The sequence below is a fragment of the Sphingomonas sp. LM7 genome (genome assembly GCF_002002925.1).
In the GTDB taxonomy this organism is placed as follows: Bacteria; Pseudomonadota; Alphaproteobacteria; order Sphingomonadales; family Sphingomonadaceae; genus Sphingomonas.
Map to the genome: position 1 here is coordinate 2,249,808 of NZ_CP019511.1, position 25,734 is coordinate 2,275,541.

The 25,734-nt window shown below is 65.7% G+C and carries 29 protein-coding genes; 13 read left to right on the forward strand and 16 right to left on the reverse strand.

From position 1 onward, the window contains the following. The first annotated feature begins 60 nt into the window (after window positions 1-60). From BXU08_RS10095 to BXU08_RS10105, 3 genes are all read left to right on the forward strand, one after another. Window positions 61-1,509 carry a DEAD/DEAH box helicase gene (locus BXU08_RS10095; RefSeq protein WP_077509945.1) on the forward strand — a complete coding sequence of 483 codons (1,449 nt, stop codon included), beginning with the start codon at window positions 61-63 and terminating at the stop codon, window positions 1,507-1,509. Beyond that, window positions 1,506-1,709 carry a DUF1289 domain-containing protein gene (locus BXU08_RS10100; RefSeq protein ID WP_077509946.1) on the forward strand — a complete coding sequence of 68 codons (204 nt, stop codon included), beginning with the start codon at window positions 1,506-1,508 and terminating at the stop codon, window positions 1,707-1,709. Before BXU08_RS10095 ends, BXU08_RS10100 begins: the two co-directional genes overlap by 4 nt. Window positions 1,710-2,013: 304 nt before the next feature. Beyond that, entirely contained in the window at window positions 2,014-2,319 is a 306-nt protein-coding gene (locus tag BXU08_RS10105) for a UvrB/UvrC motif-containing protein (protein WP_376787755.1), read from the forward strand. A 239-nt stretch (window positions 2,320-2,558) separates the two neighbouring features. Here the strand turns inward: BXU08_RS10105 and BXU08_RS10110 are convergent, their stop codons facing one another. The 8 genes from BXU08_RS10110 to BXU08_RS10145 form a co-directional block, all read right to left on the reverse strand. Beyond that, window positions 2,559-3,191, reverse strand: a complete 633-nt coding sequence (locus BXU08_RS10110; protein WP_077509947.1) for a glutathione S-transferase family protein — start codon at window positions 3,189-3,191, stop codon at window positions 2,559-2,561. Window positions 3,192-3,208: 17 nt separating this feature from the next. Then, entirely contained in the window at window positions 3,209-4,072 is an 864-nt protein-coding gene (locus BXU08_RS10115) for a dienelactone hydrolase family protein (RefSeq protein ID WP_077509948.1), read from the reverse strand. Window positions 4,073-4,167: 95 nt separating this feature from the next. Beyond that, on the reverse strand, window positions 4,168-4,848 hold the full coding sequence (locus tag BXU08_RS10120) for a DUF1013 domain-containing protein (RefSeq protein WP_077509949.1): 681 nt from the start codon (window positions 4,846-4,848) through the stop codon (window positions 4,168-4,170). 100 nt (window positions 4,849-4,948) lie between these two features. Further along, window positions 4,949-5,488: a hypothetical protein gene (locus tag BXU08_RS10125; RefSeq protein WP_077509950.1), complete on the reverse strand. Its 540-nt coding sequence runs from the start codon at window positions 5,486-5,488 to the stop codon at window positions 4,949-4,951. 37 nt (window positions 5,489-5,525) lie between these two features. Continuing rightward, the gene (locus tag BXU08_RS10130; protein ID WP_077512245.1) at window positions 5,526-6,548 is read right to left on the reverse strand and encodes a glycosyltransferase family 1 protein; all 1,023 of its coding nucleotides are present in this window, start codon (window positions 6,546-6,548) and stop codon (window positions 5,526-5,528) included. Between the two features lie 23 nt (window positions 6,549-6,571). Beyond that, window positions 6,572-7,447, reverse strand: a complete 876-nt coding sequence (locus BXU08_RS10135) for a UDP-2,3-diacylglucosamine diphosphatase (protein ID WP_077509951.1) — start codon at window positions 7,445-7,447, stop codon at window positions 6,572-6,574. A 708-nt stretch (window positions 7,448-8,155) separates the two neighbouring features. After that, window positions 8,156-8,773, reverse strand: a complete 618-nt coding sequence (locus tag BXU08_RS10140; protein ID WP_077509952.1) for a glutathione S-transferase family protein — start codon at window positions 8,771-8,773, stop codon at window positions 8,156-8,158. A gap of 108 nt (window positions 8,774-8,881) precedes the next feature. Next, window positions 8,882-9,457, reverse strand: coding sequence for a hypothetical protein (locus BXU08_RS10145; protein WP_077509953.1), 576 nt, complete (start codon window positions 9,455-9,457; stop codon window positions 8,882-8,884). 94 nt (window positions 9,458-9,551) lie between these two features. Between BXU08_RS10145 and BXU08_RS10150 the strand changes: the two genes are divergently transcribed. Further along, a complete protein-coding gene (locus BXU08_RS10150; RefSeq protein WP_077509954.1) occupies window positions 9,552-9,992 on the forward strand; it encodes a hypothetical protein in 441 nt (146 codons plus the stop codon). 224 nt (window positions 9,993-10,216) lie between these two features. On the opposite strand, the gene BXU08_RS10155 is transcribed toward BXU08_RS10150, so the two are convergent. Continuing rightward, entirely contained in the window at window positions 10,217-11,215 is a 999-nt protein-coding gene (locus BXU08_RS10155) for an NAD(P)H-quinone oxidoreductase (protein WP_253190333.1), read from the reverse strand. Between the two features lie 74 nt (window positions 11,216-11,289). Between BXU08_RS10155 and BXU08_RS10160 the strand changes: the two genes are divergently transcribed. Together BXU08_RS10160 and clpA are read left to right on the forward strand one after the other, a co-directional pair. After that, window positions 11,290-11,487 carry a DUF1192 domain-containing protein gene (locus tag BXU08_RS10160; protein WP_077512249.1) on the forward strand — a complete coding sequence of 66 codons (198 nt, stop codon included), beginning with the start codon at window positions 11,290-11,292 and terminating at the stop codon, window positions 11,485-11,487. Window positions 11,488-11,625: 138 nt separating this feature from the next. Continuing rightward, window positions 11,626-13,950 carry an ATP-dependent Clp protease ATP-binding subunit ClpA gene (clpA, locus tag BXU08_RS10165; protein ID WP_077509955.1) on the forward strand — a complete coding sequence of 775 codons (2,325 nt, stop codon included), beginning with the start codon at window positions 11,626-11,628 and terminating at the stop codon, window positions 13,948-13,950. A 155-nt stretch (window positions 13,951-14,105) separates the two neighbouring features. On the opposite strand, the gene BXU08_RS10170 is transcribed toward clpA, so the two are convergent. Beyond that, entirely contained in the window at window positions 14,106-14,534 is a 429-nt protein-coding gene (locus BXU08_RS10170; protein ID WP_171982491.1) for a UrcA family protein, read from the reverse strand. A gap of 195 nt (window positions 14,535-14,729) precedes the next feature. Here BXU08_RS10170 and BXU08_RS10175 point away from each other — a divergent pair, with 195 nt between their 5' ends. The 4 genes from BXU08_RS10175 (at window position 14,730) to BXU08_RS10190 (ending at window position 18,822) form a co-directional block, all read left to right on the forward strand. Continuing rightward, window positions 14,730-15,905: a hypothetical protein gene (locus BXU08_RS10175; RefSeq protein ID WP_253190334.1), complete on the forward strand. Its 1,176-nt coding sequence runs from the start codon at window positions 14,730-14,732 to the stop codon at window positions 15,903-15,905. 193 nt (window positions 15,906-16,098) lie between these two features. Continuing rightward, window positions 16,099-17,136, forward strand: coding sequence for a sensor histidine kinase (locus BXU08_RS10180; protein WP_077512253.1), 1,038 nt, complete (start codon window positions 16,099-16,101; stop codon window positions 17,134-17,136). After that, entirely contained in the window at window positions 17,133-17,936 is an 804-nt protein-coding gene (locus BXU08_RS10185) for a LytTR family DNA-binding domain-containing protein (RefSeq protein WP_077509957.1), read from the forward strand. Before BXU08_RS10180 ends, BXU08_RS10185 begins: the two co-directional genes overlap by 4 nt. A 136-nt stretch (window positions 17,937-18,072) precedes the next feature. Further along, entirely contained in the window at window positions 18,073-18,822 is a 750-nt protein-coding gene (locus BXU08_RS10190) for an isocitrate lyase/phosphoenolpyruvate mutase family protein (protein WP_216352865.1), read from the forward strand. Between the two features lie 63 nt (window positions 18,823-18,885). On the opposite strand, the gene BXU08_RS10195 is transcribed toward BXU08_RS10190, so the two are convergent. Beyond that, entirely contained in the window at window positions 18,886-19,164 is a 279-nt protein-coding gene (locus BXU08_RS10195) for a hypothetical protein (RefSeq protein ID WP_077509959.1), read from the reverse strand. Window positions 19,165-19,370: 206 nt separating this feature from the next. Between BXU08_RS10195 and bla the strand changes: the two genes are divergently transcribed. Beyond that, window positions 19,371-20,201, forward strand: coding sequence for a class A beta-lactamase (gene bla, locus BXU08_RS10200; RefSeq protein WP_171982492.1), 831 nt, complete (start codon window positions 19,371-19,373; stop codon window positions 20,199-20,201). A 169-nt stretch (window positions 20,202-20,370) separates the two neighbouring features. On the opposite strand, the gene BXU08_RS10205 is transcribed toward bla, so the two are convergent. The 3 genes from BXU08_RS10205 to BXU08_RS10215 all read right to left on the reverse strand — a co-directional run bounded on the left by BXU08_RS10205 (window position 20,371) and on the right by BXU08_RS10215 (window position 22,765). Beyond that, window positions 20,371-20,646, reverse strand: a complete 276-nt coding sequence (locus BXU08_RS10205) for a DUF3297 family protein (RefSeq protein WP_077509961.1) — start codon at window positions 20,644-20,646, stop codon at window positions 20,371-20,373. 15 nt (window positions 20,647-20,661) lie between these two features. After that, complete coding sequence (locus tag BXU08_RS10210; protein ID WP_077509962.1) at window positions 20,662-22,311, reverse strand: cyclic nucleotide-binding domain-containing thioredoxin-disulfide reductase; 1,650 nt, start codon at window positions 22,309-22,311, stop codon at window positions 20,662-20,664. A 79-nt stretch (window positions 22,312-22,390) separates the two neighbouring features. Beyond that, window positions 22,391-22,765, reverse strand: a complete 375-nt coding sequence (locus BXU08_RS10215) for a hypothetical protein (RefSeq protein WP_077509963.1) — start codon at window positions 22,763-22,765, stop codon at window positions 22,391-22,393. A gap of 134 nt (window positions 22,766-22,899) precedes the next feature. Here BXU08_RS10215 and BXU08_RS10220 point away from each other — a divergent pair, with 134 nt between their 5' ends. Continuing rightward, the gene (locus BXU08_RS10220) at window positions 22,900-23,301 is read left to right on the forward strand and encodes an EVE domain-containing protein (RefSeq protein WP_077509964.1); all 402 of its coding nucleotides are present in this window, start codon (window positions 22,900-22,902) and stop codon (window positions 23,299-23,301) included. Window positions 23,302-23,365: 64 nt separating this feature from the next. Then, complete coding sequence (locus tag BXU08_RS10225) at window positions 23,366-23,860, forward strand: methylated-DNA--[protein]-cysteine S-methyltransferase (RefSeq protein ID WP_077509965.1); 495 nt, start codon at window positions 23,366-23,368, stop codon at window positions 23,858-23,860. Window positions 23,861-23,872: 12 nt separating this feature from the next. On the opposite strand, the gene BXU08_RS10230 is transcribed toward BXU08_RS10225, so the two are convergent. Together BXU08_RS10230 and BXU08_RS10235 are read right to left on the reverse strand one after the other, a co-directional pair. Then, window positions 23,873-24,850: a sensor domain-containing diguanylate cyclase gene (locus BXU08_RS10230; RefSeq protein ID WP_077509966.1), complete on the reverse strand. Its 978-nt coding sequence runs from the start codon at window positions 24,848-24,850 to the stop codon at window positions 23,873-23,875. Continuing rightward, a complete protein-coding gene (locus tag BXU08_RS10235) occupies window positions 24,847-25,686 on the reverse strand; it encodes a hypothetical protein (RefSeq protein ID WP_077509967.1) in 840 nt (279 codons plus the stop codon). Before BXU08_RS10235 ends, BXU08_RS10230 begins: the two co-directional genes overlap by 4 nt. Window positions 25,687-25,734 lie beyond the last annotated feature (48 nt).

Here is a 25,734-nt window from a genome sequence, read left to right on the forward strand (position 1 = left end):
TCCGCAAGCGCGTGAAGGCTTTGGCGGCGTGGGTAACCACGCCCTTTTCCGGAAAATTACATGAGCTTTGCCGATCTCGGCCTGTCTGACGACCTTCTGCGCGCGGTGACAGACGCGGGCTACACCGATCCGACTCCGATCCAGCGCCAGGCGATCCCGTCGGTCCTGATGGGCAAGGACCTTATCGGCATCGCACAGACGGGGACGGGCAAGACCGCCGCCTTCGTGCTGCCGATGATCGACATCCTCGGCGAAGGGCGCACCCGCGCGCTGATGCCGCGCAGCCTGATCCTCGAGCCGACGCGCGAGCTTGCCGCCCAGGTCGCCGAGAATTTCGAGAAATACGGCACCAACCACAAGCTCTCGATGGCGCTGCTCATCGGCGGCGTGCAGATGGGCGACCAGGTCAAGGCGCTGGAGAAGGGCGTCGACGTCCTCATCGCCACGCCGGGCCGGCTGATGGACCTGTTCGGCCGCGGCAAGATCCTGCTCACCGGCTGTAGCCTGCTCGTCATTGACGAGGCCGACCGGATGCTCGACATGGGGTTCATCCCCGATATCGAGGAAATCTGCACCAAGCTGCCCAAGACGCGCCAGACTTTGCTGTTCTCGGCAACGATGCCGCCGGTGATCAAGAAGCTGGCCGACAAGTTCCTTACCGATCCCAAGCGCGTCGAAGTCGCACGCCCGGCGACCGCGAACGTCAACATCAAGCAATGGGTGGTCCCCGTCGCCGCATCGGACAAGCGCAGCGTGCTGCGCGACCTGCTCCGCGGCGAAGAGGTCACCACTGCGATCATCTTCTGCAACCGCAAGACCACGGTCCGCGACCTCAACAAGAGCCTGCAGAAGAGCGGTTTCCGCTCGACCGAGATCCATGGCGACATGGAGCAATCGCAGCGCATCGCCGAGCTCGACCGGTTCAAGGCCGGCACGGTCAACATCCTCGTCGCCTCCGACGTCGCCGCCCGCGGGCTCGACATCAAGGGTGTCAGCCACGTCTATAATTTCGACGCGCCCTGGCATCCCGACGATTATGTCCACCGCATCGGCCGCACCGGCCGGGCGGGCGCGACCGGCATCGCCTATACGCTGGTGACGCCCGAGGATTCGGAGAATATCGCCGAGATCGAAAAGCTCACCGGCATGAAGATCGAGCGCCTCAAGCCTGCCAATGGCGAAGCCGCGCGCGAGGAAGCGCCGGCGGAGAAGCGCGAAGCGGCTCCGCGCCGTGGACGCGGACGCAAGGCCGAAGGCGAGACGCGCCGCAAGCCCGAGCCGGAAGCCGAGGCCGTGGAGGCAGTGCGCGAAGCCCGCCCGGTCCGCGAGCCCGAAGCACGGCGCGAGCCGGCACCGCGCCGCGAACGCGAGGAACGCGGTGGCCGTGGCCGGGGACGCGACGAACGCCCGAGCCGCGAACCGCGGCGCGACCCCAACGCGACGGACGGCCCCGACGACGGCTGGAATGGCCCGGTGCCCGACTTCCTGAAGTACACGCTGGGCGCGTGAGCGCCGCGGCGGGTGCTCGACCGACACCGGTCCGATCGCCCTGCACCAATATCTGCCGGATCGACGACGCCACCGGCTGGTGCGTCGGCTGCGGCCGCACGCTCGCAGAAATCGCCCGGTGGGGCACCACCGATGATGCGGATCGCGATGCGGTAATGGCGCAACTGCCGGCGCGGATGGGTCACGGGCGCGGCCTGTAGGTTTGGGCCGCGGAGAATGTCCGCGATTGGGCTGCCCTTTCCTGCTTCGCGTCGCGGCCGACGATGAACCGGCGTCCCGGGTACGGAACGTCCGAAGGTCACACCAAAGTCACACTATCGCGAATTTTTCGCGAGGTTGCCTGTGATGGCAAAGAACCTCCTGTGAGGGCACGCCGCATGCAAGCAAATCCTATATTGCAAGCGCCGGACGACCGGGATTGGGTGGATTGCTGCCATTCAGTTCCCCTCCCTGAAAGGGACGGGTTAGTGCCTTTCAAACTGGGCGGATCACGGAGCCTTGCCGATGCGCTCGCGTTTCAGGCGCATGCCCGAGACGATCGACGACCTGCACCGGCAGATGGAAGCCGCGGCCGAGGCGATGGAGTTCGAGGAGGCGCGCAGGCTTCGCGACCGGATCAATCTGATGCGCGGCGGGGCGACGCGCGATGAGGCAAGCGATGCGGACACGTCGGGACTGACCCGTCAGCAGCCGGGCGCGATGGGGCTCGGCACCAGCCAGCAGCGCGTCACGCCGCCGCCCGGCTGGAAACCGCCGACCAAGCCCGATCCGATGACGAAGGCGACGAACCGCAGGCGCCGCAAACACTGATCCGCGCCAGCCGGCAATTGACGGGTAGACAGTCGAGGTCGCGCTCCTGCGAGGGCAGGCGTTCAACCAGAGCGAATTTGCCGAGTTGAAGCCCCCCTTTTCGTTCGGACTGAGCCTGTCGAAGCCCCCTTATCCACGCGCGCAGCGCTCGCGGATGATTGCCCTTCGACAAGCTCAGGGCGAACGATGAGTGCATCGACCCGAACCAAAACTGCACCGGTCGTTAGCCGGCGCTCAGTTCATGCCTCAACCGATGCCGGCGCTGGCACCAGCGCGTCATCCATTTCCGCCGCGCGCTTATAGGCCTCGCGACCGCTCAGCCGCTCGAAATAGTCCGTGAAGGCGTCGCGCTTGGGCAGCGAGCCGAACAATATCCCCCAGCCCACCGCCGAGCCGACATAGACGTCCGCCGCCGTAAATCGGTCGCCGGCGATATAGGGATGCGCCGATACCGCCGCTTCGAGCACGTCGACAGTGGCGGCATAGCTGCCATAGCCGAACATCCGCGACTGTTCGGGCGAAGGATCGAACTTGGCGACATTGTTGGTCACGGCATGCTCGACCGGGCCCGCAGCGAAGAACAGCCATCGATAATAATCCGCACGTTCCCCGGGGCGCGGCGCGAGGCCGGCTTCGGGAAATGCCTCGGCGAGATAGGCGCAGATCGCCGCGCCTTCGGTCACCGCCTTGCCATGATGGACGATCGCAGGAACCTTCCCCATCGGATTGATCGCGAGATAGTCCGGGCTCTTCATGCGGCTGGCATAGTCGATGACTTCGGTGCGATAGTCGGCGCCGGTTTCCTCCAGCATCCAACGGGCGATGCGCCCGCGCGACTGGGGATTGGTGTAGAAGACCAGATCGTCGGCCATGGCGGTTCCTTCGCGGATCAGAGCGTGGTGCTGAACAAGTCGAGCAACCGTGCCCAGGCGCGCTCGGCCTGGACCTGGTTATAGGCTTCGCTGTCGGGCGGGCACCAGCCGTGCATCGCGCCCTTGTAGACTTCAATCTCGGCCGGCCGCTTGGCAGCGGCGAAGGCAGCGCGAAGCGTGTCCTTGTCGCCCGGCGCGCGCGCGTCGTCATTGTCGGCGATTGCGATCAGGAAGCCTGCCCTGGTCTTGGGAATGAGCAGATGCGGGCTGTCGGCATTGTCGGTGGCGAGGCCGCCGCCATGGAAGCTGCCGCCGGCGCGAACGCGCCCCGGTACCGCCGCGGCGGTGCGCACCACCAGTGGACCGCCCATGCAATAGCCCGTTGTGCCGATGCCGCGCTTGGAGTTCACTTCGCGCTGCTTGTCGAGAAACGCCACCAGTGCCGTCGCGTCGGCGATCGTCGCTTCGGGTGTCAGCAATTTGCGATACTCGCCCGCCTTGCCGCGAATCGCGCTGCGGTCTCCGCTCGCCGCCAGCACAGGCGCCGTGGCGGAGCGATAGAACGGGTTCACCGTTAGCACGGCATAGCCAGATTCGGCGAGGCGGTCGGCCATCTGCCGGAACGCGGGACGGAGCCCGTAAATGTCGGGCCAGACAAGCACCGCGGGATGCCTGCCGGTGGCCGGTGCGACGAAATAGGCGTCGATCGTGCCGTCGGGAGTCCGGATCGTGACGTCGCGGCCCTTGACCGCGAGGGCATTGGCCGGGCTGGGCAGCAATATGCCGACACCGATGGCGGCCGCCGCGGTGCCGAAGGCGCGGCGCGACAGGCCCTCGCCCAGCAAGCGCGCATTGTCCGCTTCGGTCAGATCGTCACACATATATCCTCCTGCCCAATCCGCCCCGGCATCGATCCGAGTCGTTTGCGCGGAGGCTACACGTCCGGCACGCCCGCGTCATGCGCAGGCGGCACTGGTTACTGGCGGAACAGCGTCTCGGCGGTGTGCTCGACCGGGCCGGCTTCGGTGCCCGCTTCGCCTGCCTCGGCGGCATGCGCGGCGGCAGTGCGCTCGGCGCGGAGCTGCTCGAGCAGCGCCTCGCGGTCGCCTTCCAGGCGCGTGTCGGTCGGCGCCTCGATGCCGGCGGCCTTGGCGGCCTTGGCGACGAGCGCGTCGAGCTCACGCTGCGAGGCGAGGCCCAGCGTGACCGGGTCCTTGGGCGTGATGTTGGCGATGTTCCAATGGCTGCGGTCACGGATCGCGGCGATCGTGGTGCGGGTGGTGCCGATCAGCTTGCCGATCGCGCCGTCCGAGATTTCAGGATGGTGGCGCAGGATCCAGGCGATGCCGTCGGGCTTGTCCTGGCGCTTCGACACCGGGGTGTAGCGCGGGCCCTTGGTGCGGCGGACCTGCTCAGGGCCCTTGAGCATCTTGAGGCTGTAATCGGAATTGGCCTGGCCCTTCTCGATCTCTTCCATCGTCAGCTCGTGCGCGCGGACGGGATCACGGCCGGTGAGCTTGGTCGCGGCGGTATCGTCGGCGATCGCCTGGATCTCGAGGATGTGGAGGCCGCAGAATTCGGCGATCTGCTCGAACGAGAGCGACGTATTGTCGACCAGCCAGGAAGCGGTCGCATGCGGCATGAGCGGCTGGGCCACTTTTCGTCTCCAGAAATAGAAAGGGCCGCCCATCACGGGCGGCCACGTCACCTGAATGACTTAGTGCGATGTGGCGCGAAGAGCAAGGCGCGACCGTTGGTCAGTGCGTCACCGGCTCTTCGAGCGTCACCCTGGGCGTATCGACGTTGATCCGCAGCGCCGAATCGAGCCGCGGGCTCTTGCGGAGACTCACTTCGCCGTTGGTCACCACCTCTTCGGCGGTCCGGCGATGGCGCAGCACGACCCTGGTGCCAAGCGCGCACATCGTTTCGTCGCCCGCCTTGTAGGTCCAGCGCGCGGTGTGCGGCTTGAGCTTGCCAATGAGCAGGTTCGGACCCCAGACCGGAGCATCGCGCGGGCTGGGCGTGCCGGTGTCGAGGTGGAGGGCCACCGCGTCATAGTCCGACGTGTCGTTGACGATGTAGAAGCAGCCCGTCTCGTCGCAGGTGCGGGTGTGCTTCTTCTTGAGCTGGAATTCGAGCATCGCATTGAAGGCGAACATCTCGGGCGCGATGCGCGTGACCTTGCCCTGCCGGTCCTGCGATTCGCCGCCCGTCGCATCGGCCGGCGTCTGGGCCGCGGCCGCCTGCGCAGCGAGCACCGATGCCACAAGAAGAAACACGCGACCTGCACGTTTCATCGCCGGTCCCCTTTCGAGCACGCACGTCGCGGCGATATTATGCCGCCACGTCCTGATCGTCCATCGCATAGAGCGCATTGAGGAACTGGTGCGCGCTCGCTTCCCAGGTGAAGCTGCGGCCATAGGCGGCGCAGGCGGCGCGGTCCCTGGTCAGCGCGGCGGCGATCGCCGCGGTGAGATCGGTGTCCGTCGCGCCGGTCTCCGGGGTGAGGATGTCGATCGGGCCGGTGACCGGATAGCCCGCGACCGGCACGCCGCAGGCCAGCGCCTCGATCATCACCAGTCCGAACGTGTCGGTCCGGCTCGGGAAGACGAACACGTCGGCCGCGGCATAGGCAGCGGCGAGGTCGGCCCCGAACATCGGGCCGAGAAACCGGGCCTGGGGGAAGCGCGCCTCGAGCGCGATGCGGGCCGGGCCATCGCCCACCACCACCTTCGTGCCCGGGTGCGTGGTCTTGAGGAACGCCTCGATATTCTTCTCGACGGCGACGCGGCCGACATAAAGCTGCACCGGGCCTTCGAGACCCGTCATCGCCGGATGCGGCGCGATGCCGGGATGGAACGCGGCGAGATCGACCCCCCTGCCCCAATGCTTCACATGAGTGAGCCCGTGCGCGACCAGCGACTCGCGGATCGACGGCGTCGAGGCGAGGATCGCCTGGCTGGGGGCATGGAACCAGCGGATATAGCGCCAGATCCACTCGGCGGGCACGCCCGAGCGCGCCGAGACATAGTCCGGGAACTGGGTGTGGTACGCCGTGGTGAACGGCATGTCGTGGCGCAGGCACCAGCGCCGCGCGGCAACGCACAGCGGCCCCTCAGTGGCGAGGTGGATCGCGTTGGGGCGGAATTCCTCGAGCATCGCGCCGACGCTGCCGGTGCTGGCGAGTGCGAGGCGAATCTCGGGATAGGTCGGGCATGGCAGCGAATAGAAGCGGTCTGGCGAGATTACCTCGACTTGGTGGCCCTGCCCCTCCAGCACGGCGCGAACCGACTGGAGCGTGCGGACGACGCCGTTGACCTGGGGTTCCCAGGCATCGGTCACGATTGCGATGCGCACGTCCTCGGCCCTCGCCGGCTTCGTCACGCAGCCTCTAGTCTGGCCTCGGACTCGGGCGCATCGCGCGCCGCCATCTCATCGGCCCAATGGAGAATTTCCATTGTACCGTCGTACTGCTCGACGAGCGCGGTGCAACCCTCCACCCAATCGCCGTCGTTATAATATTCCACGCCCTGGATGCTACGCATCTCCGCCTTGTGGATATGCCCGGCGATCACGCCGTCGATTCCGCGATGCGCGGCTTCGTGCGCGACGATCTCCTCGAACTTGGAGATGAACGAGACCGCGTTCTTGACCTTCTGCTTGGCGTATTTGCTCAGCGACCAATAAGGCAGGCCGAACACGCGGCGGCCGGCATTCATCCAGCGGTTGAGCGCCATCAGCGCCTCGTACGCCGCGTCGCCCAGATGCGCGAGCCAGCGGTGCGACATGGTGATCGCGTCGAACTCGTCGCCGTGGAGCACCAGCAGGCGCCGGCCATCCGCGGTCTCGTGGATCGCCTGCCGCCGGATCTCGACGCCGCCGAAATTGAGCCCCGCGAACTGGCGGAACATCTCGTCGTGATTGCCGGGGATGTAGACGATTCGGGTGCCGCGCTTGGCGCGCTTGAGGATGCGCCAGACGATGTCGTTATGCGCCGCGGGCCAATAGAGCCGCTTCTTCATCGCCCAGCCGTCGATCATGTCGCCGACGAGGTACATCGTCTCGCTGTCGATATGGTCGAGAAAGTCTATCAGCATCTCGGCGTTGCAGCCGCGCGTGCCGAGATGGACGTCCGAAATCCACACCGTGCGATATTGCCGGCGCCCGGCGACGACCCGCTCGGGAATCGCCGGTTGGTGCGCATGGAAATCGCCGAAGTGCGCTGCGTCGAACGGAAGCCTGGTGATCGTCGCCATGATCGTTCCCCCGCGGGAGCTTGTCCTGGGGAGCCTATGCCGGGGGATTGTTACAATCGGAATCGTCCGGGCGATAATTGCGTGGGGATCCGCGAGTCGTGCGTCGCCGGAATCCACCTTCGACGTCACCCCCGCCTGTGCCGGGGTGACGGCGGTGGGAGCCTATCGCGTGAAAGTCCGCGGGCGCATATTTTGGCTGTCCGCTGCGGAAGTCCGGTGGATAGCGACATTGCTGGAACTTCGTCACCGCACCATTGTGCAACCATGATCCGTTGGTCTCTCGTGTTCGCACTTGCCGGAGCGACGGCACTTCTCGGTTGCGATCAAGCACCGAAAACCTACGGCGCCGCTTGCGCTACGCCGCTGTCGAACTGGGGAACGGAGAAGGATGGCGTCGGCCATCTGAGGCCCGTACTGTCAGTCGTCCTGACCTCAGACGGGACGGTGCTCTGGAATAGTGTCGCAATCTCGAACGAGAAATTGCGAGCCTATATGGATCAAGCAAGCGCCCTCAGCCCCGTCCCGCAGATTGTGCTTGAAGTTTCTCCGGCGGCGACGTGCAAAAGAGTGAGTGAAGTGCGTTCGGTCATGGACGCCGCACCAATGTGCAAAGGTCCTCACTCGCTCTGTAGCGATGGACGGAATCCCACAGAGTGGCCGATGTCTGGTGGCCCGTGAATATCCGCAACCGGATCACTTCCCCGTAACCTAGTCGGTGATCGCGATATGCGCCGGATGGCTCGCGACCCGCGACAGCCAGGCGCGGACATTGGGATAGGGCTGGAGATCGAAACCGCCCTCTTCGGCGACATGGGTGTACGCGTATAACACGATGTCGGCGAGGGTCAGCCGGTCGAGCACGAGATAGGCGCTGCGCCCGAGATGTTCGTCCATCAGCGCCAGCGCCGCCTCGCCCGCCGCGACCTTGCCGGGAAGCAGCGCACGCTGGAGGTCGGAGAGATCGTCCTCGCCCACCAGCGTGCGCCAGAACCGCACCGTCGCGATATTGGGCTCGTGATTATATTGCTCCCAGAACAACCAGCGCAGCAAGTCGGCGCGCTCGAAGCGGTCGGCCGGGATCAGGTCGCTGCCGTCGGCGATGTAGAAGGCGGCAGCGTTGCTTTCGGGCAGGAAGTCGTCGTCACCGACCTGGAGCACCGGGATGCGGCCATTGGCGTTGACTTCGCTCAGGAATTGCGCGGTGCGGGTCTCGCCCTTGAGGATGTCATACTGCCGCCGTTCGAGCGGCAGCCCGACATGCGCCGCGGTGAGGCGGATCTTGTAGCAATTTCCCGACAGCGCGAATTCGTGCAGCACGAATGGCATGGATGCTTCCCCTTATTGGTGCAGCGCTTTCCGCGGTCGGGGGGCCACGCGTCAAACAAATAGCCGCGCGCCGACGATAAGGCCGGCTTATCTTTGGCTCGGAGCCGTTCAGATGATTCCGAGTTCTTCGCGCCCGCGCACCACCGAGCGATGATACAGCCAGCCCCAGAGCGCGACTCCGGCCAGATACAACCAGCCCCATGTGTGGGCCCAGAAGGGGAAGAAGAAGCCCTTGCCCAGGTCGCGGCCGACTTCGCGCTTCAGCATCGCCTGCCCTTCCTCGCCCAGCGGCGCCGCGACCAGCTCCCAGCGATCGCGCGAATAGAGGACCAGGCCCAGGCTGGAATGCCAGCCGAACGGCATGCCGAGGAAGCTCCACTGGCGCACTGCATGGCCCAGGCGCGGCGGCTGGTAATTGTCCTTCACCCGCGCCCGCGGCGCCTGACCGGCGGCGGAGAGCGTCTGGTAGAATTGCTCCGCCTTGTTCGGGCGTTGCGGGACATGGACGCCATACATGCTGACGATCCGATCGAGATTGTCGCGCAGCTCGCCCGATCCCGGTGGAATCGCCGCGACATCGGTAACCGCCCAGTGCTGGTCGCTCAGGAACCAGTCGCGCTTGGTCATTAGCAACGTCACCGCCAGCACGGCGATCAGCAATCCACCCAACAGGTTACGCAGCATATTCCTCCCCCCGGATTCGCCGGCAACTTAACAAAGTCTTGCCGCTAGGCCAGACGGGATCGGCGTCCTGCTATAAGACTCAGCAGGAGCCCCCATGACCCTGCAAGATCTCTACGAAGACCATCGCGAAATTTTCAGGCTCGGCGAAAAGCTGATCGAGGCTGCGGCTTTCGATCCGCCGCGGATGCAGGAGCTGGTCGCGGCGCGACACGCCATGGCGCAGGCGATCGCCCGGCACCTCGGCAATGAGGCACGGCTGGCGCTGATGCCGCTCAGTGCGAGCACCGACCCCTATGACCGCGCGCTCGCCCGGCGTTACACCAGCGACCTGCTGTCGATGCGCCAGTCCGGCAGCGCGCATCTGGGGCAATGGACGATGGAAGAGATCACCGCCGACCCCCGCGAATACCGCCTCGCAGTGCGCGCGCAGATGCGCATGGTCGCCGCGCGGCGGAGCTGGGAAGAAACCGAATTCCTGCCCGCCGCCGAACGCCTCGCCGCGGGGCAAAGGTCGCCGCTGCGCAAGGTGGGCTAAACTTCCCTCTCGTCGGGAGCGCGAGGTAGGATCGCGCCCCGCGCGGTCCTCTATCATGCGGGGCATGATCGACCTCGCACTGGTTGCGCAGACTTGGTCCCGTTTCCTCGGGGCCTAGTCGGAGATGGATGAGGGGATCGCCATCTCGACAGCGGGAAACCCTCACCTAGCTTCGCTAGGCAGCAAGCTGCGCCACCTCTCCCACAGGGAGAGGAGAAGGGCCTTCATTCCAGCGTCAGCACGATCTTGCCGATGTGATCGCCCGATTCCATCCGGCGGTGCGCCTCGGCGGCCTGGGCGAGCGGGAAGGTCGAATCGATCACCGGCTTGAGCCTGCCCTGCTCGACATGCGGCCAGACCGTGCGCGCGATCTCGTCGGCGACCAGCGTCTTGAATTCGGTCGAGCGCGGACGCAGCGTCGATCCGGTAAGCACCAGCCGCTTGCGCATCACCTGCCACAGCGGAATCGTCGCGTCCGCGCCGCGCTGGACCGCGATCGAGACGTGGCGGCCATCGTCCGCCAGGCACTGGAGGTTGCGCGGCACATAATCGCCGCCGATCATGTCGAGCACGACATCGACGCCGCGGCCGCCGGTGATGTCCTTTACCCGCGCGACGAAATCCTCGGTCTTGTAGTTGATCGCGTCGGCCGCGCCGAGCTTGCGCGCCGCCTCGCATTTGGCGTCCGATCCTGCGGTGACCAGCACAGTCAGGTGAAACAGCCGCGCCAGCGCGATCGTCATCGTGCCGATGCCGCTGGTGCCGCCATGGACCAGGATCCAGTCGCCGTCGGCGGCATAGGCGCGCTCGAACACATTGGTCCACACGGTGAACAGCGTCTCGGGCATCGCCGCCGCCTCGATCATCGACAGCGCCGGTGGCACCGGCAGGCACTGACCGAGCGGCGCGACGACATATTCGGCATAACCGCCGCCCGCGACCAGCGCGCATACGTTCTGGCCAATCATCTCGGGCCCGACATCGGCGCCGACCGCGACGATCTCGCCCGCGGCTTCGAGGCCTAGGATCGAAGGCGCGCCGGGCGGTGCGGGGTACAGCCCCATGCGCTGCATGATCTCGGGCCGGTTCACCCCGGCGGCGGCGACGCGGATCAGCACCTCGCCTTCTCCGGGCACCGGCACGGGCCGCGTGACAGGCACGAGAACCTCGGGACCGCCCGGCTGTTCTGGATCGATTGCCAGCATCGTTTCGGGGACGGTCATCGGTTTTGTCGCTGCCCTTGGTAGAAACCCGGCGTCTTATTGACATCGCCCCTGCCAGGGTCAACGTTCTAGGCATGGACGCAGATGAAAACCTGCCGCGTCGCAAGGACGACCTCGCCGGCCAGCTGGCCAGGCAGGACCTCGATCCGCTTTCGGTGGACGAGCTGAACGAACGCATCGCGCTGCTGGAAAGCGAAATCGCGCGGTGCAAAAGTAAAATTCAATACGCCATCAACCACCGCGCAAGCGCGGACGCTCTATTTAAGAGATGAGCGTTACGTGCACCGGAGTGGGCCGAGACGCCCCACAACTCCGGTGCCGGGTCGCTGCGCTTGATGCGGGGCCTGCCGATACCGACATTGTCGGAAACGGGCCGTGTATCCTTTCGGGCCCACTGGAGTTGTATCCGAATGCCTAGTTTCGCCTCCGCCCTCGAATCGACCCTTCACAAGGCTCTGGAGGCCGCGTCCTCCCGCCGCCACGAATATGCGACGCTCGAGCATCTGCTGCTCGCGCTCGTCGATGACGAACACGCCTCCAAGGTGATGAGTGCGTGCGGCGTCGAGATCGGCGACCTGCGCAGCACCGTCGCGCACTATCTCGACACCGAACTCGAAGCGTTGAAGGTCGAAAACTCGACCGATCCCTCGCCGACCAGCGGTTTCCAGCGCGTCGTCCAGCGCGCAATTCTACACGTCCAGTCCTCAGGCCGCGACGAAGTAACCGGCGCCAACGTGCTCGTCGCCTTGTTCAGCGAGCGCGAGAGCTATGCTGTCTATTTCCTGCAGCAGCAGGACATGAGCCGCCTCGATGCCGTGAGCTTCATCAGCCACGGCGTCGGCAAGGGCTCGACTCCGGGCGAGACCACCACGCCCAAGGGCGCCGAGGAAGAAAAGTCGACCAAATCGTCCGAAGCCAAGTCCGGCAAGGGCGAGAGCGCGCTCAAGCAGTTCACCGTCGATCTCAATGAGAAGGCCAAGGCCGGCAAGGTCGATCCGCTGATCGGCCGCGGCCCCGAGGTCGATCGCACGATCCAGATCCTGTGCCGCCGCAGCAAGAACAATCCACTCTATGTGGGCGATCCCGGCGTCGGCAAGACCGCGATTGCCGAGGGGCTGGCCCGCAAGATCGTCGAGGGCCAGGTCCCCGAGGTGCTCAAGGAAGCGGTGATCTATTCGCTCGACATGGGCGCGCTGCTCGCCGGCACCCGCTATCGCGGCGATTTCGAGGAGCGGCTCAAGCAAGTCGTCAACGAGCTCGAGAAGTTGCCCCACGCCGTGCTGTTCATCGACGAGATCCACACCGTGATCGGCGCAGGCGCGACCAGCGGCGGCGCGATGGACGCGTCGAACCTGCTCAAGCCGGCTTTGTCCGGCGGCTCGATCCGCTGCATCGGCTCGACCACCTACAAGGAATTCCGCAACCACTTCGAGAAGGACCGGGCGCTGCTCCGGCGCTTCCAGAAGATCGACGTCAACGAGCCGACGATCGAGGATACGATCAAGATCATCGCGGGCCTGCGCAGCGCCTTCGAAGGGCACCACCACGTCAAGTACACCCCCGACGCGATCAAGTCGGCGGTCGAGCTCAGCGCGCGCTACATCAACGACCGCAAGCTGCCCGACAAGGCGATCGACGTGATCGACGAAGTCGGCGCGATGCAGATGCTGGTGCCGCCGAGCAAGCGCAAGAAGGTGATCACCACCCGCGAGATCGAGCAGGTCATCGCGACGATGGCGCGCATCCCGGCCAAGTCCGTTTCGTCCGACGACACCCGCGTGCTTGCCAATCTCGAGCTCGACTTGAAGCGCGTCGTGTTCGGTCAGGACAAGGCGATCGAAGTGCTCAGCTCCGCGATCAAGCTGTCGCGCGCCGGTCTGCGCGATCCCGACAAGCCGATCGGCAACTATCTGTTCTCCGGCCCCACCGGCGTCGGCAAGACCGAAGTCGCGCGCCAGCTTGCCGAGATCCTCGGCATCCCGCTCCAGCGCTTCGACATGTCGGAGTACATGGAACGCCATTCGGTCAGCCGTCTGATCGGCGCACCTCCAGGCTATGTCGGCTATGACCAGGGCGGGCTGCTGACCGACGCAGTCGACCAGCAGCCGCATTCGGTGCTGCTGCTCGACGAGATCGAAAAGGCGCATCCGGACCTGTTCAACATCCTTTTGCAGGTGATGGACAACGGCAAGCTCACCGATCACCACGGCAAGACGGTCGATTTCAGGAACACGATCCTGATCATGACCACCAATGCCGGCGCATCGGACATGGCCAAGGAAAGCGTCGGGTTCGGCGACATGGGCGGCCGCGAGGACATTCAGGAAGAGGCAGTGAAGAAGCTCTTCACGCCGGAATTCCGCAACCGCCTCGATGCGATCGTGCCGTTCGATTATCTGCCGACCGAAGTGGTCGCGCGGGTGGTGGACAAGTTCATCCTCCAGCTCGAACTGCAGCTGGCCGATCGCGGCGTCCACATCCAGCTCGACGAGGAATCGAAGATTTGGCTCACGGCGCGCGGCTACGACAAGCTCTATGGCGCGCGGCCGATGGGCCGCCTGATCCAAGAGAAGATCAAGCAGCCGCTCGCCGAGGAATTGCTGTTCGGCAAGCTCGTCCATGGCGGCGAGGTCAATGTAAAGCTCAAGGACAATGCGCTGGTCTTCGAGACCATCCCAGCCGCGCCCAAGCCCAAAAAGGGCGGCAAGAAGGCCGAGAAGATCGCGGCGAAGTAAGCGCTGTATTGCGAATGTAAGCGGGCCGGGAGGTGACTCCTGGCCCGTTTTCGTTTGCGAGACGGTTCCCCTTTCGGTTCGGGCCGAGCTTGTCGAAGCCCCCCTCTTCGGGCTCCCGAAAGAAGGCCCTTCGACGAAGGAACCCGGGGGGTGAGTCAGTACTGGTATACCAACGGAGGCGCGGTGCTGTGGACAATCACTACCGTTACTCCGCTCGCGGGCGGCGGAGGTGGCGGCGCCGGATAATAGGCTGGTTGCGGCGCGTCGCAGTCCTGCCAGCGACACGCCTCCAGCTGCGCCACTCGCTCCTCGGCCATGCGCCGAATCCACACATCGCGATCAATCGCCCAGGCGACCTGATCCTCGGTGCTCGCCCAGGCTTCGTCGCGGCACGGACGATCGTTATCGCAGATGCGATTGACTGCGCGGCCGATCCTCCGGGAGAGCTCGTCCATCCCCGCTGGCGTCGAGAGATCGAGCGCGGCGGCATCGACACGGATCGACCGCCACTCGCGGTCGCGCGCCTCGGCAGCGGCCGGAAGGGCCAGGGTTGAAAGTACAGCAAGGCAGGGCAGGATTCTCATAGCTTGATCCTCAAGCGGAGCTGGATCATAACGGTGCCATAACGCTCCAGAAGCCCCCGGGTCGCACCGGACCGAAACGCGCCAATGTCCCATAAGCGGACATGCCAACGCGCACGGATCGGTGTTTTGCGTAAATAGCGCGAATGCGAACCCAGTAGCCAGCGCTTCGGACGGGCCGTCCAGGGGAGAGTTGCAATGGACAAGGTGAAGGCGCGGCTGCTCGCCGCGGGGGCGATGCTCGGCCCGCTGGTGATAGCCAGCGCAGTGACCGCGCAGAGCGGCGACACCACGCCCGAGGCGCGCTATGTAATGGATGCCGGCACGATCGCCGGGATGATGGGCCAGGGCGAGAGCCGCGAGCTCACGCTGCGGCTCGGCTCGTGGCTGGCGCCGACCGGTGCGCCCAAGGCCGATCACTTCATGCCCGCGGGCGCGAAGCTCGGGCCCTCGGTCCCGCTCGAGACGCCGCCGCGCGGCACCGACGATCTCCCCGCCGACTTCAAGCGCCCCAAGGGCCGGCTGCTGCTCTATTGGGGCTGCGGCGCCAAGGCGGGCCCAGGCCAGCCGGTGGTGATCGACTTCGCCAAGGTCGCCAAGGGCCAGATCCCGCCGGGCTTGTTCTCATCGAAGGTCCCCGCCGATCCTGGCCCGACGCTCGCCAACGGCCGCAGCTACGGCCAATGGCCCAACAGCCTGAAGAGCAAGAACATCAGCGCAAAGTCCTCGCTGATCGGCCCGCATCGCATCGTCGGCACCTACAGCCCCGAAATCGCCTTCGCCCTCGACCAGGGTTTCATGGCCGCGCTGCGCGTCCGTTCGAACGACAACGCCGACGGATCGACCGGGCTCAGCTGGCAAGGCCTCGGCAACGCCACGGGCTATCACGCCTGGGTGATGGGCGGGAAGAACATGGGCGAGGACGGCAGCGACATGGTATGGTGGAGCTCGTCCGCCACGAGGGAATTCGGCGGCGGATTGTGGAGCTGGCTCGCGCCCGCAACCGTCGCCAGGCTGATCGGCCAGAACATCGTCATGCCGCCCGCGCAGACGAGCTGCACCGTCCCGGCCGAAGTCAGGAAGGCGGCCGGCGACATGATGATGGGCTTCCTCTATGCCTATGGCCCCGAGGCGAACTTCGCCTTCCCGGAGCGGCCCAAGGATCCCAGGATCGCCTGGAAGCCCAAATGGACCGCCAAGGTCCGTTATCGTTCGATGGCGCCCTTCATGCCCGGCATGCCGAGCATGGCCGACATGCTGAGCGGCCGCAGCGGCGAGGACGAAGCCGGCGAAACGCCACAGGAACAGCCCAAGAAGTGCAAGCCCAGGGGGCTGGGCGGGATGTTGAAGAAGGCGGCCGGCGCAGGCTGCTAGCGATTAAATCCTCCCTGGCTTCATCGGGGAAGTCTGTCGGCGGCGTACCCCTCTTTGCCCCCGCTCCTCCGCGGTGTTAAAGGCCCCCGTGGCCAAGACAGTGGAAACCGCACAGCGGCTGATCAATCGCCCGGCGCGCCCGCCCGGCATCGTCTCGCGTCCCTTTTTCGAGGACAAGGGTCGCGCCTTCTGGATGCTCCAGGCGGCGGGATGGAGCGGCTATCTGCTCCTGCGCAGCGTCGTCTCGATCTCCAACGGTTTCGCGGTGGAGCGGATCATCGCCGCGATCATCGAGGCGATCGTGGGCTATTGCCTCACCCTGCTGCTCTCGACGCTGTACGGCGTCTATCGCCGGCTGCCGCGGATTACCGGCATCTTGCTGACGCTCACCACACTCGCGCTGGCTACCGTGATCTATGCCGTCATCGACGCCTTCACCTTCTCGTTCATCCGCGAGGGCGACACCGGCGTTACGTTTGCGTTGATTGTTGGTACGGTGTTTATCAACTTTACCGTCCTCGCTGGGTGGTCGGCGCTGTACTTCGGAATCAACTTTTATCTGATTGTCGAGGAACAGATCGACCAGATGCAGCTGCTCGAGAACCAGGCGTCGAGCGCGCAGCTGGCGATGCTGCGCTACCAGCTGAACCCGCATTTCCTGTTCAACACGCTCAATTCGATCTCGACGCTGGTGCTGCTCAAGCAGACCGAGCGCGCCAATGTGATGCTCAGCCGCCTGTCGTCCTTCCTGCGCTACACGCTGGCCAACGAACCCACGGCGCACGTCACCCTCGCCCAGGAAGTCGAGACGCTGAAACTCTATCTCGAAATCGAGAAGATGCGCTTCGACGAGCGGATGCGCCCGCATTTCGACATCGATCCGCGCGTCGCCAATGCGCGGCTGCCGTCGCTGCTCCTCCAGCCCCTGGTCGAGAATGCGATCAAATATGCCGTCACGCCGCAGGAAGAGGGCGCCGATATCACCGTCACGGCTCGGCTCACCGGAGAACGAGTGCAGATCGCCGTATCCGACACCGGCCCAGGATTGATCGAAAGCAAGCCCCGTCCGACTCTCTCAACCGGCGTGGGGCTCGCCAACATCAAGGAGCGGCTGGCACAGGCCTTTGGGCCGGACCATCGTTTCGAAACTAGAACGAAACCCGGGGAAGGTTTCAGCGTTGAGATTGAAATCCCGTTCCAGCTCGAGGAACCCAACCGAGAGGCCGCATGACCATCCGTACCATCCTCGTTGACGACGAACCCCTGGCGATCCAAGGGCTCGAGCTCCGGCTGGAGGAGCACGAGGATGTCGAAATCATCGACAAATGCTCCAACGGCCGCGAGGCCATCCGCGCGATCAAGACCCACAAACCCGACCTCGTCTTCCTCGACATCCAGATGCCCGGTTTCGACGGCTTCTCGGTCGTCCAGGGGCTGATGGAAGTCGAACCGCCGCTGTTCGTGTTCGTGACCGCCTATTCCGACCACGCCATCCGCGCCTTCGAAGCGCAGGCGATGGATTATCTTATGAAGCCGGTGGAGCCGTCGCGGCTCGCCGACACGCTGGACCGCGTGCGCCAGCGCCTCGCCGAGAAGCGCGGCGTCGAGGAAGTCGACCGGCTCAAGGAAGTGCTCGCCGAAGTCGCGCCCGATGCAGTGGACGAAATGGCCGCATCGGACAGCGGCGAGATGGCGTCGAACCGCTTCGAGAAGCTCATCAACATCAAGGATCGCGGCCAGATCTTCCGCGTCGATGTCGACACGATCGAGCGGATCGACGCGGCCGGCGACTATATGTGCATCTATACCGGCGACAACACGCTGATCCTGCGCGAGACGATGAAGGACCTCGAAAAGCGCCTCGATCCGCGCCGCTTCCAGCGCGTCCACCGCTCGACGATCGTCAATCTCGACCTCGTCCGCCAGGTCAAGCCGCACACCAACGGCGAATGCTTCCTGGTGCTCGATTCGGGCGCCTCGGTGAAGGTCAGCCGCTCGTACCGCGACGTGGTGGCGCGCTTCGTCCACTAGGGCAGCCGCAGTCCGGCCTCCATCACCCCGGCCTTGTGTCGGGGTGACGGGTTCGACTGGTTGACCGCAAGCAACGGATTGCGCCGCGCAGCCAAGTGCGTTAGAACATTACGGGAACGCAATGGGAGTTTCCGGAATGTCGAAGTTCGAGACGTTCGCGGCGCTGCACGTCCCCGGCAAGCCGCTCATCCTGTTCAACGTCTGGGATGCCGGCTCGGCCAAGGTGGCCGAGCGCTCCGGAGCGAAGGCGATCGCGACCGGCAGCGCCTCGGTCGCCACCGCGCACGGCCTGAGCGACGCCGAAGCCCTTCCCATCGAACTTGCACTGGCCAATGCGGAGCGGATCGCCGCCGCGGTCGATCTGCCCGTGTCGATCGACTTTGAGGGCGGCTATGCCGTTGAAGAAGAGGCACTCGCCGCCAACATGGCCGCGCTCGCCGCAACCGGCGCGATCGGCTGCAATTTCGAGGATCAGGTCATCGGCGGCGAAGGCACGCACGCGATTGCCGTGCAGGCGAAGCGAGTCGCCGCCGCGCGCCGCGGCGCAGGCGCGGACTTCTTCCTCAACGCCCGCACCGACATCTTCCTGCAGGCCAGGCCGGACACGCACGATCAGGCCAAGGCCGATGCCGCGATCGAACGCGCGCACGCCTACGCCGAAGCGGGCGCCAGCGGCTTCTTCGTCCCGGGCCTCGCCGACCTAGACCTGCTTGCCAAAGTCTGTGCCGCGTCGCCGCTGCCGGTGAACTTCATGGCCTTCCCCGGCGCGCCCGACGCGAGCGCGGTCGCCCGAGCCGGCATCGCCCGGATCAGCCACGGCCCGTTCCCGCATATGCTGGCGCTCAGGGCATTCGAGGATGCCGCGCGGGCTGCTTTCGAAGGGTGATCTGCGGAAGCTTACCGATCAGCCCGGGTTGAAAACCTAAGCTGGAACAGAGGAGTCCTCGACCTAGGGATCGACGAACTCGATCAGGCGCACACCCTTGTCGTTCAGCTTGAACGCGATCTTGGCGAGGCAGGGATAGTCCGACTGCGAGGGTGCCCGGATGCGGACGGGGATTCCGGCGCGCCAATCCTTTGCATGGCGATCCAGTTCGCGGTCGGACAAAGCCTTGCCGCGCAGGAACGTCCGGCAGGTCTGGCGCTCGCCCACGACCACGATTTCCTCGCCGGCGCCTTCGGCCGGCGTGTCTTGCGCAGCCAGCGTGAGGGCGAGCAACAGGATCATGCCTGCAGATGGCTAGCAGCCCCGGCATATTGCTGAAAGCTTCGTCACCGAGACCGGCCCGGGCATGAATCCAATTCATGGCTCCGCCGAGATTTGATCCTTTGCGCCCCGCCCCGCCCCGGCGGCATCAAGTTGCCCAAGGGAGATGACATATGGACAGACGCAAATTTCTTTGGGCCAGCGGTTGCGCGGTTGCGGCCACCTCGATGGCAGCGACCCCGGGCAGGGCGGCGCCAGGGCGCTTCGGACCGGCTTTCCGTGAAGCAGTCCAGGCCGTCGAACAAGCGAGCGGCGGCCGGCTCGGGCTGGCGGTGATCGACACCGCAAGCGGCGAACGCTTTGGCTGGCGCGCCGACGAGCGTTTCCCGATGTGCAGCACGTTCAAGTTCGCGCTGGCCGCGGCGATCCTCAAGCAAGTCGAAGCCGGGCGCGAACGGCTCGACCGCCGCATCCCGGTGCTGGCGGGCGACATTGTCGCCAACTCGCCCTTTTGCCAATCGCGGGTCGGCGGCAGCGCCAGCGTCGGTGAGCTATGCCGCGAGACGATCATCGTGAGCGACAACAGCGCCGCGAATCTGCTGCTCCGCACGATCGGCGGCCCTGCGGGCTTCACGCGCCGGCTGCGCGCTTTTGGTGATCCGGCGACCCGGCTCGACCGCTGGGAAACCGAGATGAGCGAGGCCAAGCGGGGCGACGTTCGCGATACCACCCAGCCGCAGGCGATGGCCGATCTTGCGCGTCGGCTGGTGCTGGGCAAGGCGCTCGCGCCGGCAAGCCGCGCGCAGCTGACGGCGTGGATGAAGGATACCCGTACCAGCGGCAAAAGCCTGCGCGCGGGGCTGCCGGCCGGCTGGGTCGTGGCCGACAAGACCGGATCGGGCGGATATGGCACAGACAATCTGGTCGGCGTGGTCTGGCCAGCCGGCCGCGCGCCGCTGGTCGTGGCGAGCTATATCACCGGCGGTACGCTGGCGTTCGAACAGCGCCGCCCCCTCCACGCGCGGGTCGGCCAGGCGATCGTCGCGGCACTGGGATAAGCTGTAAGCACCTCTCCCCGCTTGCAGGGAGGAGCTGCGGGTGGATGCGCGTGCCAGCGCGCCAAATGACTCTGAAACGCGCAACAAAAAGCGACGGCCGAGGCATCGAGCCTCGCCGTCGCAACCACCCCTTGATCCCCTTCCTTTCAGGAAGGGGAGAAGAGAAGCCTCAGCCCTCGGCGTCGTCCGCCGGCGCTTCCTCTTCGGCCGAGCGCTCGAACCAGGCCTCGACCGGGCCGGTAAGCTTGATCGTCAGCGGCTGGCCCTTGCGGTCCATCTTCTTGCCGAGCGCGGCGCGAATCCAGCCTTCGGAAATGCAATATTCCTCGACGTCGCGGCGTTCGACGCCCTTGAAGCGGATGCCGATGCCCCGCTCGAGCAGCTCGCGCTGGAAAAAGGGGCTCTTCGGATTGACCGACAGGCGATCGGGAGGCGTATCACTCATGATCCGCCTTTGCCGCTATTGCTCGCGGCTTTCAAGATAACGGTGGATCGCCGAGACGACGACCGATCCCTCCCCCACTCCGGACGCCACCCGCTTGACCGATCCCGAGCGCACATCGCCCACCGCGAAGATGCCGGGCGTCGAGGAGCAGAAAAAGGTTTCGCCCGATCCGGTGGTGACGAAACCCGCCGCGTCGAGATCGATGCATCCGTCGAGCCAATCGGTATTGGGCTGTGCGCCGATCATCACGAACAGCGCGCCCACCGCGTGCCGCTGGCTTTCGCCGCTGCGCCGATCGGCCCAGCTCAGCGCATTGAGATGCTTGTCGCCCTCCAGTCCGGTCACTTCGCTGAACGGATGGAGCGTGATCTTGTCCGCAGCCTCGATCCGCTCGATCAGGTAGCGCGACATCGTCGCGGCGAGCCCGGGCCCGCGCACCAGCATATGGACGTGCCCGGCGGTGCGCGACAGGTAGATCGCCGCCTGCCCCGCCGAATTGCCGCCGCCGATCACCACCGCGGTCTGATTTGCGCACAGGCCCGCCTCCATCGCGGTGGCGGCATAATAGATGCCGTTCCCCTCGAGCTCGGCATAGCGCGGCAGATCGAGCTTGCGGTAGCGCGCGCCGGTGGCGACGACGACCGAATGCGCCTTGAGCGTCGCGCCGTCGTCGAGCTGGATCGTATAGGGCCGGTTATCACAATCGATGCCGCTGGCACTGCGCGAGACGAGCAGTCGCGCGCCGAACTTCTGCGCCTGGACCTGTGCGCGGCCGGCGAGCGCCTGGCCCGAGATGCCGGTCGGGAAGCCGAGATAGTTCTCGATCTTCGAGCTGGTCCCCGCCTGGCCGCCCGGTGCGATCGATTCGATCACGATGGTGTCGAGCCCCTCGGACGCCGCGTACACCGCCGAGGCCAGCCCGGCGGGCCCGGCACCGACCACGGCGACGTCATGGACATGGTCGGGATCGACTGCCGAGGCGAGGCCGAGCGCATCGGCGAGTTGGGCGTTGCTCGGGTTGCGCAACGCCCGCCCCTCGGCGACCACCACCGGCAGATCGGCATCGGTAAGCGCGAAACATTCGAGGAAGCCCGCGGCATCGGCGTCGGTCTCGGTATCGATCCGCCGGTGCGGCAGGGCATTGCGCGACAGGAAGGTCTCGATCCGCGCCGTGTCCGATGCGTGGCCGGGCCCGACCAGCGCGACGCCCGCAGTGCCGTGGAGCAGCATGCCCACCCGGCGCAGGATGAAGGCGCGCATGATGATCTCGCCGATATCGGGCTCGGCCGCCATCATCCGCCGGAACTCGGCGCGGCCGACGCGCAGCACTCGCGTCTCGCCGCGCGCGCGGGCAGTGACCAGGATGGTACGATCGTTGAACAAGTCGAGCTCGCCGCTGAACTGGCGCGGGACATGGACGTGCACGGCGGTTTCCCGCCCGCGTACATCGGCATCGAGGATCTCGATTCCCCCTTCCAGGCAGACGAAGAAATCTACACTTCGGTCACCCCGCCGGAACAGCAGCGCGCCATGGGCGAACATTTCCTCGCCGCCGAACGCCGCGACTCGGGCGAGCATCTCGGCCGACAGCAATGGAAAGGTTTGCGCCTCGCGCAGATAGGGGTCCGAAGGATCGGGTCGTTGCGCTGGCGAATCATGTCCCATGGCGCGCAGTGTAGCGCTTATACCGCACATGCGAAGAGCGGCGCGGGCCCGGGCCCGCGCCGCGCGTTCGTCTCATCGGCTAGCGGCAGTAGCGCACGCGCACCGGGCGATCGAGATAGGGATCATAGACCCGGCGTACGCTGCACCGGTTCCAGTCGCCCCGATAGCGCCGCTGATAGTCGCGATAATAATAGCCGTCGGTCGGATAATAGCCGCGCTCGCGGTAATAGCGGCGGTCGTAATCGTAGCGCCGGTCGTTGCCGCTCGCGAGCGCCGCGCCGATCGCCAGGCCGGCAATGCCTGCGACGATGGCAGTGCCGGTGTTATCCCGGTCGCGATAATGATGGCGGTCGCGATAGCCGTAGCGCTGCGCCTCGGCAGTCGGGGCGACCGCGGTCAGCAGGCTCGCGCCGAGAACCGTGCCGAGCACGACCCTGGTGACGAAATTGGCCATGATATGCTCCTCTCTTCACGCGCGCCGGCAGTCCGGGTGGAGTCGCGGCGCTGAACCTGGAGAATTAACGCGCGGCGGCTGAATGGGTTCGGAATCGGGTGTTCAGCCGCGGTTTAGGCGGGTAATCGGCGGCGATGGCTTACTGGCTCCTCCGCTCCGAACCCGACGCCTATTCGTGGGACGATCTGATCCGCGACGGCGGCATCGAATGGAATGGCGTGCGCAACTATACCGCGCGCAATTTCCTCAAGGAGATGCAGCCCGGCGATCAGGCGATCTTCTACCACTCGAACACCGAAAAGGCCGCGGTGGGGATCATGGAAATCACTCGTGCCTGGCAACCCGACGGCGACGACGGCAAATGGGCCAGCGTCGCAGTGAAGCCGGTCGAGAAGCTCGCCAGGCCGGTGACGCTCGCCGACATCAAGGCGGAGCCGCGGCTCGCCCAGATCGAGGTGTTGCGCCAGTCGCGCCTGTCGGTGACGCCGGTGCGCGCCGGGGAATGGGCGGTGCTGCTGGAGATGGCGGCAGGTTGAGCGCAAGCCGCGGGAAGCGTTCGCGCCGCGCCCGCGGCACGGTCCTTCGACGAAAGGACATTCCATGACCGACAAGTTCAAGACGATGCCCTCGCCGGTGGGCACGCTGACGCTGGTGGCGAGCGATGCGGGGCTGCGGGCAGTCCTGTGGGAGAAGGACCGCCCCGGCCGCGTGCGGATTGGCGATCTGGAAGAAGCGCCGGACCATCCGGTGCTCACCGAGGCGGAGCGCCAGCTGGGCGATTATTTCGCCGGCGAGCGGACACGCTTCGACGTGCCGCTCGATTTCCACGGCACCGATTTCCAGAAGAGCGTGTGGGCGGCGCTGCTGACGATCCCGTTCGGCGAGACGCGCAGCTATGGCGCGATCGCACGGCAGATCGGCCGGCCTAGCGCCGCGCGCGCGGTGGGCGCGGCGAACGGACGCAATCCGATTTCGATCATCGCGCCCTGCCACCGGGTGATCGGCACCACCGGCGCGCTGACCGGCTTCGCCGGCGGGCTGGCAGCGAAGGAATTGCTGCTCGGGATCGAGCGCTCTTCCAGCGCAGCCAGCTGAGGCCCGGCGCGGTCAGGCGGAGAAGGTCGATACCACGCGGTTACGGCCGGTCTGCTTGGCGGTGTAGAGCAGCTTGTCGACTGCGTCGCAGAAGTGCCGCGCCTCGCCGTCGGTGGGGGGAATGACGGTGCCCACGCCCACGCTAACGGTAACCACCGCGCTGCAGTCCGAATTGCCGTGCCGGACCTGGAGCGCCTCGACCGCCTGCCGGCATTTCTCGGCGATCTGCAGGGCCTCGGCCTCGTCGGTTTCGGGCAACAGCAGTGCGAATTCCTCGCCGCCATAGCGCGCGACGATGTCGCGCTGGCGTCCACCGGCCTTCAGCGCAGCGGCGACCTTGACGAGGCATTCGTCACCCTGAACATGGCCGTAGAGGTCGTTGTACAGCTTGAAATGGTCGATATCGAGCAGCACCAGCGAAAGCGGCTGCTGCACCGAACAGGCGCTCCGCCACTCGGCGCCGAGGCGCTCGTCGAACAGGCGCCGGTTCGCGCTGCCGGTCAGGCCGTCCTCGAACGACAGCGCCTCCAGCTTCTTCTGCATCTTGAACAGCTCATGCTCGATCCGCTTGCGCTCGCTGATGTCGAACATGAAGCCGATCAGGCTTTCGACTTCGCCCGCTTCGTTGCGCACGACATGGACGACGTCGCGGATCCAGACATAGCCCTTGTCCTTGGTCAGCGCGCGATAATCGGCCTCGTGATCGACCCCCGCGACCGACTGCGACACGCAGAATTTGACGACATTGTCGCGATCGTCGGGATGGATCCGCGAGGACCAGTCCTCGACCGAAACCCAGCTTTCGGCGCTCCATCCGAGCAGCGGCTCGATCTGCGGGCCGATATAGGCGAAGCGCATCGTCGCCCAGTCGATCTTCCACGGGATCGCCATCGTCGATTCGAGCAGCGTCTTGTAGAGCGTGGGATCGTCGCCGCCTGCCGGGAGCGCCCGGAACTGATCGAAATACTTGTCGTGCAGCGGCATGGTCATGGGAGGTGCACCTCGGGCAGATGGGTGTGCACGGTATCCACTGCATTCCAATACCAATAGGTGAACGTACCCGAGGTTTGCAGCAGCGTGTGAGTCAGCACCGAACTCTGGTGGATGTCGCCCCAGCAGGCGCGCGCCGAATTGCGGTTGTTGTGCAAGTCGATGCACTGGCTGCCGAGCAGAAGCGGCTTGGGCGGAATATAGAGCGCCGAGCCCCGCGGCACCCACAGATCGGCGAGGCGGATCCGCCCCTCGCCATGCCAATAGCGCGCAACCGAGATCACCAGCGGGAAATTGGGATCAGTCGAGGCAAAGACGTGCGGGAAATCATGATGCTCGAGGTCGGTGCACACCACGCTCAGCAGCGTCGGGCCGTTCGCGTTGGTGTCCTGATAGGGCGACCAATGCCCGGCGAACACGCCATATTCATACTCGACCTGATGGAGCAGGCCGCCCGGGCTGCTGACTTCGATGCCCTGCCCCGGCTCGACCAGCGTGATGCCGAACGCGGCGGCGGTGTCGCGCGTCGCCCACATCGGTTCGTAGCGGATCGCATCGCCCTCGAAGCCCAATTGGGTCTCGTTGCCATATGGCGGAGTCTGCTTGACGCCGATCGTGCCGGTGACGCGGTGCTCGGCGCCGATTGCGACTTCCGGACCGGTGCGCGCGGGCGTGAGCGGCGTTACCCCGTCGGGCAAGCTGGCGCGATAGGTGGGCGTGCCGTTGTCATTGTAGAAGAACGGCGTCTCGCCGACCTTCACTTCGATTTCCGACTGCTCCTTGATGAACAGCGGCGGCATGAAATCATAGGATGGGATAACCGGTGCATGCAGCATGGGAAAGCCTGCTCGTTGCGGCGAGGAAGCCCGTTTGTGGCGCGGCGC